Annotated in this window: 5 protein-coding genes; 4 read left to right on the forward strand and 1 reads right to left on the reverse strand. The window is 63.9% G+C overall.

Annotation, left to right across the window (positions count from 1 at the left end; genetic code table 11):
• Positions 1-1,830, forward strand: a 1,830-nt coding sequence (locus JF66_RS06640) for a thioesterase domain-containing protein (protein ID WP_231556322.1), incomplete at its 5' end; no start/stop codon positions are given.
• A gap of 287 nt (positions 1,831-2,117) precedes the next feature.
• Positions 2,118-2,594, forward strand: a complete 477-nt coding sequence (locus tag JF66_RS23515; protein ID WP_197059348.1) for a 4'-phosphopantetheinyl transferase superfamily protein — start codon at positions 2,118-2,120, stop codon at positions 2,592-2,594.
• Positions 2,595-2,682: 88 nt separating this feature from the next.
• On the opposite strand, the gene JF66_RS06650 is transcribed toward JF66_RS23515, so the two are convergent.
• A complete protein-coding gene (locus JF66_RS06650; RefSeq protein WP_035876393.1) occupies positions 2,683-3,933 on the reverse strand; it encodes a CdaR family transcriptional regulator in 1,251 nt (416 codons plus the stop codon).
• Positions 3,934-4,352: 419 nt separating this feature from the next.
• On the opposite strand from JF66_RS06650, the gene JF66_RS06655 reads away from it, so the two are divergent.
• Positions 4,353-5,852: an aldehyde dehydrogenase family protein gene (locus tag JF66_RS06655; RefSeq protein WP_231556323.1), complete on the forward strand. Its 1,500-nt coding sequence runs from the start codon at positions 4,353-4,355 to the stop codon at positions 5,850-5,852.
• 59 nt (positions 5,853-5,911) lie between these two features.
• On the forward strand, positions 5,912-7,498 hold the full coding sequence (locus JF66_RS06660) for an AMP-binding protein (RefSeq protein ID WP_035876394.1): 1,587 nt from the start codon (positions 5,912-5,914) through the stop codon (positions 7,496-7,498).
• Positions 7,499-7,530: the final 32 nt, after the last annotated feature.

The following is a 7,530-nucleotide window of genomic DNA, read 5'->3' on the forward strand; positions in this document are numbered from 1 at the left end:
TCCGACGCCCCCCTGCCACTTATCGACGTTCTGTCACAGGACGGATACATTCGCTCGGCGTGCGTGGACCTCGTAGCTGGTGGCATCGGATATGTGGCAGGGCAGGACGCTACAATTCTGGTTCAGATCCACCAGGAAACCACCGATGGACTGCGTCCGGGCATGTTCCGATTCACGGACGGGATTCTCGAGTCGTTCGGCAGCCACGTTGTGCGCAGGAAAGACGTCATTGCCATCAATCAGGCTGTGTACGATCGATCGACATTCGGCATTGCACTGCTGATGCCGAAGCAAAGCAGCTGGAGTGGTTTTGTCGAGCACGGACGGATGTTGCACCGGCTGCAGCGGAACCGGGTGGGCGTCGGGCTGATGTCTTCCGGGTACAGCTCCCTGACCGGCCACGACCTCGCGTCCGCAGTCCGATTGCAGGGGATAGTCGGATCTCCTGGGTCTCGTGGCGCTGACGTCACGTCCTACTTCGCCATCGGCGGAGGGATCAGCGCGGAACAACAGATCAGCCGCGGCATGGACGAGGATATCGTCCACATGCGTGGACCAGCGGAGATCCTCCGAGATGACCTGCGCGAGCTTCTGCCTGAGTACATGGTGCCCACCCGGGTGACGGTGGTCGACAAGTTCGCTAAAACCGCCAACGGGAAATTCGATCTCAATGGCCTGAGAGCAGCGGCCGAAGCGGAGGAAGCGGAACGTGAACTGATTGTGCCGAGAACAGGCACCGAGAACGCGATCGCCCAGATCTGGGCGCGACTTCTGCCAAAGGACGTCGAGCTGTCCGTCAAGGACTCCTTCTTCCACGTCGGTGGGAATTCCTTGAAGGGTGTCAGCCTCATCCACCAGCTCAATGCCAGGTTCGACCTGCGACTCCCGCTCCAGGCGTTGTTCACCGCCTCCACCATCGAGGCGTTGGCGCTCGAGGTTGAATCGGGCGCATCGGTTCCGATGAGCCGACTCGTGCCGCTCAACGAGGTCCAGCAGGGCCGTCCCGTTCTGTGTTGGCCCGGACTCGGTGGATACCCGATGAGCCTGAGGAGCCTGGGGGCAGCGGCAGGCGGAGACACACACTCTTTCGTGGGCGTGCAGGCGCAAGGCATCAACCGGGGAGAGCAGCCGTTTGACACGGTTCAGCAGATGGCCGCGGCGGACGTTGATCTCATCGTGCAGGCGCACTCAACCGGTTCGATAACCTGCCTCGGATACTCCTTCGGCGCGCGCGTGGCCTTCGAGGCCGCTTACCAACTCGAACAGCTCGGACACACCGTCGATCAGTTGATCATGGTCGCTCCGGGATCGCCCCTGGCGAGGGCCGACGGGCCGGACGTGCCGGAGAGGGCAGAAGGGGCAGAGGCCTACTTCCGCGACGAGCGGTTTCTGCGAATCCTGCTCACGGTCTTCACGGGGACGGCAACGTCGCCCTGGGATGGGGAGCTCCTGGAAGACGTCACCGACAAGGACGGCTTCGTGGGATTTCTGACAAGCCGATTCGAGCACTTGACGGCTGAACTTGTCGGCCAGATCGTGGATATCGTGACCACGACGTACAGCTTCGAGTACACCTTCGACGAGTTGCACACGCGCACGATCGCGGCCCCCATCACGATCATCAAGGCCCAGGGAGATGATTATTCATTCCTTGACGGTGCGAACGCGTTCGCCGCAACCATGCCCAGCACTATCGAGCTTCCGTACGATCACTACTCCGTTGTTCGCGGGGCGGGTCTACCGGACCTGGCGCGGGCCCTCACAACAACGCTGTCGACCGTGAGGAGCACCGTCAGCGGCATCACCGGCGGCGAAACGTCCCGGCTGTAAGAAAGACTGCGTCTATCCAAGCCACAGTGGGGGTGGTCTGGGCCGAAGCCTCGTCGTTCGCCGCCGGCGTCGTAGGGTTTCTCGATCCAACGGAATCCGCCCGCATCAGACACATTCATGCGCCACATGATCAAGCCCTCTTCGTTGCCGCGGCCGGGCTGCTGCATCTGGTTCTTGGTGAACTCTGGGGCACAGACCCCCGGGAAGCGGTAGTGGACCGGACGTGCCGGGCATGCGGCAGACTCCACGGCAAACCGCAGCCCCTCGTTGACGGTTGGCATTGCTCCGTGACCCACTCCGGAGACCTCGTCGGCGTGGCGTGGAGTCGCGCCGGGGCCATCGGCCTCGACGTGGAACGGTGCCGCCCGGTTGATCTTGAGGAGCTTCGAGCCGCGCTCACGGACGGTGAATTCACAGCCCTGGCGTCGTTACCGTCGTGTTCTTTGGAGGCTGCTCTTATTCGCATTTGGGTGTGCAAGGAGAGCGTGGTGAAACTGACCGGCGAGGGCCTGGCGGGGATGCGGGGATTTTCAGTGCCTGTCACCCCCGCCCCGCCAGACACGCCGGGGCGGGCCAACGGACCCGGGCTGGACCAGGTACGCATTCTTGACCTCACACCACGGCCGCATTACGCGGCCGCTCTCGCGCTCCGCGGCAGCCCCACCCTGGCCAATAGTCTCACCAGGTTCATCTCGCCTGAATCCAGCTCGAGCTGTGGGCGGTCGGGTACGCCTGGCCACGACGTTCGCGGACTCAGGACATAGACTCACGGCCGAGCCGTTGAGCACTCCCCTGGTGGGTTGTGGCTCTAGCACCCCGCGAGTGACAACACCATCAGGCGTCAGTGTGCCCTCACGCGCTCCGGCGAGCTGCCCGCAAGGGCGCCCGCACGGGGGTGGCCCACAAACCGGACAGTCGCACCGCTCGAAGTGCGGTGAAAAGTTCGGCCGCCTGCACGGGTTTGGCTACGGAACGCCCGGTCATCTCTGTTATCCGCCCCAGTCGGTGAAGCACCGTATTGCGGTGGCAATGAAGCTGTTTGCCGCATTCAGCGGTCGAACCGTCGGTGGTGAACCAGCATTCAAGCGTGTCCAGCAGTAAGCGGGCATCATCTGGATCAAGGTCAGCCAGCCCGCCGAGAACGCCGTCGCGGAGTTCGGCCGCATACGCGGGTTGAGCCACGAGCATGGTGTCGATCGGGGCCGCGCCGTAGAGGTGCACCCCCACCGCTGCGGGGGCAATGCAACGCATGGCCAGAAGCGCTTGTCGCACCGCGATAGGCGCGCGCTCCAGGGCTTGTATCGGCAGGCTCACCCCGATTCGTGAACTGACGGTTCCGGCCAGTGCGTGCGCGGCAGCGGAAGGGTGCGCACTGGCCCCACTCCCGAGCAGGCCCATGTACTCCCCCTTCCATGGAGCCCAGGCAGAACTGACCCCCATTCCCCGCAGCCGGTCGGTTATGGCGGGAATGGGGTCATCATCTGAGTGCCGCAACTCAACGGCAAGAACGACGAAGGTCGCCTCGTTGGGAAGTCCAAGAGCACGAACCGCTCGACCGGCATCCCCCGAGAACTCGCCTTCCAGAATCGCGAGCAGCATGACGTTTTTACTCTGCTGGTCTTTGCGTTCCCGTTCGTCGACCACCTCGCGGTACGTCTCCGCGGCCGCGTTCGAGTAGCGGTCGATAATGCCCCATACGCCGGATGACGCGGCGAGCAGCGCCGTTGCGCGTTCGGGCGTCGTCGCCTTCGCCATCAACGCGTCCCACAGGCGCAGACCGGCAAGCCGGTATGCGTGCAGGAGGCTCGCCATGGGGATGCCGTGCTCGGCTTTCACCCGGCCGGCATGGCGGGGTGCGGCGAGCGAGTCGTTGATGCCGAGCAGGCACTGCAGGATCGCCTCAAGGTTGTCATGCACGATACCTTCGAGCACACCGGCGCCGAGCATGCTCTCGGCGTAGTCGTGCTCGCCGTTGATGATCTGGGCAACGACGCTGTCCGACAACTCGCCGACCGAGTCGATCATGCCCGAGAAGAGCTCGCGAGCACCCTCCACCATGACATCCGGGGTCGGCATACTCTGCGGCGCTTCATTGCGTTCCATTCGCTCAGTGTAATCCGGTGATTCTTCCGCGTGGTTGTGCGGCCGCACAATGCACAGGGAGGAAATCGCGGCGGCGGCCCATCGCTATCGCCGACGGTGGGGTCGAGACTAGGCTCACACCGCAACCCGGAATCCGAGTCGCCGTCAGGTAACAATCAAAGGAGATTGATGACCACCACCGATCCGATGTCGAGGGCACAGGCCATTCCGGCCCTCGACCGGCAGCAGCGCGATCAACTCGACGCCACCATCATCGAGCTGGCCTCTGGTGCCACGCGCTGGGCCAGCACCCCCTTGTCCGAACGAGCCGGATTACTGGCAGCTGTGCACACCGCCATGACGGCGGCCGCTCAGGAATGGGCGGAGACCGCCGCTGCGATCAAGGGGCTCGACCCGTCGTCCCAGCTCGTCGGGGAGGAGTGGATCTCCGGCCCGTATGCCGGCCTGTCAGGCGCCGGCACCTCGCTCAGTCCATCGCAGCCCTCGCAGCGGGGAAGAGCCCCCTGGCCGGCAGCCGCTTCGGAACGGCGCCCGGCGGTCGTGTCACCGTGCCGGTGCTTCCGACCACCGGGTACGAGTGGTTGCTGCTGCACGGATTCAGCGCTGAGATCTGGATGGCTCCTGGCCGCTCTCCCGAGGAGGTACGGGCCAGCGCTGGCCTCGGTGAGCTCACACCGACAGCATCGGGCGGGGTAGGACTCGTGCTCGGCGCCGGCAACATCACATCGATTCCGCCCCTCGACGTGCTGTACGAAATCGTCGCCAACAACCGGTCTGTGCTGCTCAAGCTCAACCCGGTCATGGCTGGAATGAAATCCGTTTTCGACAAGGCTCTCGCCCCCCTGATCACATTCGGAGTGCTCCGTATCGTGCAGGGCGCCGGCGACGTCGGCGCGTATCTCACGCAGCACGAGGGCATCGCTCACGTGCACATCACCGGGAGTGCGGCAACTCACGATGCCATTGTCTGGGGAACGGGCGCGGATGCCGCCGGCCGCAAAGCCGCAGGCACCCCGTTACTAGCCAAGCCGATCACCAGCGAACTCGGCGGAGTGTCGCCCATCATTGTGCTTCCGAGCGCATGGACCCAGAATGACCTCCGTTATCAGGCCGAGCACGTCGTTACTCAGCGCCTGCACAACGGCGGATACAACTGCATTGCCGGCCAAGTGGTTGTCGTCAGCAGCAGCTGGCCCCAGAAGAAGGCGTTCCTCGCCGAACTCCGACGGGCACTGGCCGCGGCCCCTCAACGCCCAGCCTGGTATCCCGGCAGCGACGGGCGAATGGATGCCGCCTCGACCGCCTACCCGAACGGCGAGCGTATGGGTCACGACGGCTGCCGCCTGCTGATCGATGTCACAGCCGCGGACGACGCATCGAATGTGCTCACCACGGAATATTTCTCCCCGGTGCTGGGTGTCGTCGAAGTGCCGGGCACGGGGCAGGCCTTCCTCGACGCCGCCGTCACGCTCGCCAATGACGAGTTCGTCGGCACCCTCGGTGCCAATCTCATTGCGGAGCCCAAGGTCATCCGTCAGCTCGGAGCCGGGTTCCTCGAGTCGATTGCACGCCTGCGCTACGGCACGATCGCCATCAATGCGTGGACCGGCCTCGGATTCCTCACCGCAACCGCGTCGTGGGGTGCCTTCCCCGGTGCCACCATCGACAACGTGCAGAGTGGCATTGGAACCGTGCACAACGCCCTACTGATCGATCGGCCGGAGCGCACGATCGTTCGTGGTCCGTTCCGGCCGTTTCCGCGCTCGTTCGCACACGGTGAATTCACTCTGTTCCCGAAGCCGCCATGGTTCGTGCAGGCGCGTTCTGCCGCGACGACCGGACGTCGTCTCGCCGGTTTCGCGGCCAAGCCGTCATGGCTGAAGATGCCCGCCATCTTCCTGGCGGCATTCCGGGCCTGACCGTCCGGTCATCCCGCACGCTCCCCCCACACTCATCCCCAGTCAGAAGGCGAGCCTTCGTGTTCACCAGTCCCTTTCCCGACGTCGAAATTCCCACTCTCAGCGTCTTTGACCATCTCTTCGGTTCTCTCGACGTCGCATCCGCCAACCGCATTGCCCTCGTCGACGGGGCGACCGGTGAGACCACCAACTACGGCGAGCTCGTGCGCCAGATCGAAGCAGTTGCGGGGGCACTCGCCGCTCGTGGCATCGGTGTGGGTAGCGTCGTGGCGCTGCACTCCCCCAACCGACCCGCTTTCGCCGTGGCGTTCCATGGCATTCTGCGAGCTGGTGCCACGGCGACGACGGTCAACGCACTGTCAACGGCCGGTGAGATGGCAACGCAGTTGGCTGACTCCACAGCGGTAGCCATCATCGCCGCGGATGTGCTGTTCTCCGTCTCTGCGGAGGCCGGCGATCTCGCCGGTGTGGAAGCGGACAACATCATCAGCATCGGTGAGGTCAGCGGGAGCACGAGTCTCGCCGACCTGATCGGGGAGGCGCATCCCGCACCCGAGGTACATTTCGATCCGGCAACGCACCTGGCCGTGCTGCCCTACAGTTCGGGCACGACGGGCAAGGCCAAGGGCGTCATGCTCACCCACCGCAATCTCGTGGCCAACGTTGAGCAGTCGGCACCGATCATCGGCGTGAGCGCCGATGATCGCGTTCTGGCTGTGTTGCCGTTCTTCCACATCTATGGCATGACGGTGTTGCTCAACATCTCCCTGGCCCAACGAAGCACCCTCGTGACCATGGCACGATTCGATCTGACTGATTTCCTCAGTCTCATCCAGTCCGAGCGCATCACCTACGTCTTCATCGCTCCTCCGATCGCGGTGGCACTGGCGAAGCATCCGCTGGTGAGCGAATTTGACCTGTCGAGCCTGCGCACCGTGTTCTCGGGGGCCGCGCCCCTGGACGGCGTCGTCGGCGGCGCTGTTGCCGAGCGACTGAACTGCGAGGTTCTCCAGGGCTATGGAATGACCGAGATGAGCCCGGTGTCGCATGCCTCACCGCGAGGTCGAACCGATATTCCGCTCAACTCGGTCGGTCTCACGGTGCCCAACGTTCAGTGCCGTCTCGTTGACCCGCTCACGGGAGACGACATCGAGATCCCGGCCGTGGGGGTGAGTGAACCCGGAGAATTGCTGTGCCGTGGCCCCAACATCATGGTGGGCTACCTCGGAAACGAGGACGCAACCCGGGCGACTATCGACGCCGACGGTTTTCTGCACACCGGCGACATCGCGACGGTGAGCGCCGAGGGGTATGTGACTGTCGTTGACCGACTCAAAGAGCTCATCAAATACAAGGGCTATCAGGTCGCGCCCGCTGAGCTGGAGTCGTTGTTGCTGGGGCATCCCCAAATCGCCGACGCCGCGGTCATCGGTGTGATCGATGCCGATGGTGAAGAGGTGCCGAAAGCGTTCCTGCGACTGCAGCCGGAGGCCACGCTCACCGGGGAAGACATCATGATCTGGGTCGCCGATCGGGTGGCCCCGCACAAGAAGGTTCGACAGGTGGAAATGATCGACTTCATCCCGAAGTCGGCGTCAGGCAAGATCCTGCGCAAGGATCTGCGGTCAAAAGGAGCGCTCGTATGAGTACCAACACTGAAGAATTCGACTACATCGTC

This window comes from Cryobacterium sp. MLB-32, assembly GCF_000738085.1.
In the GTDB taxonomy this organism is placed as follows: domain Bacteria; phylum Actinomycetota; class Actinomycetes; order Actinomycetales; family Microbacteriaceae; genus Cryobacterium.

Bases quoted from the DNA above. Each gene is read 5' to 3' on its own strand.
- JF66_RS06650 (WP_035876393.1), bottom strand. From the start codon at position 3,933: ATGGAACGCAATGAAGCGCCGCAGAGTATGCCGACCCCGGATGTCATG.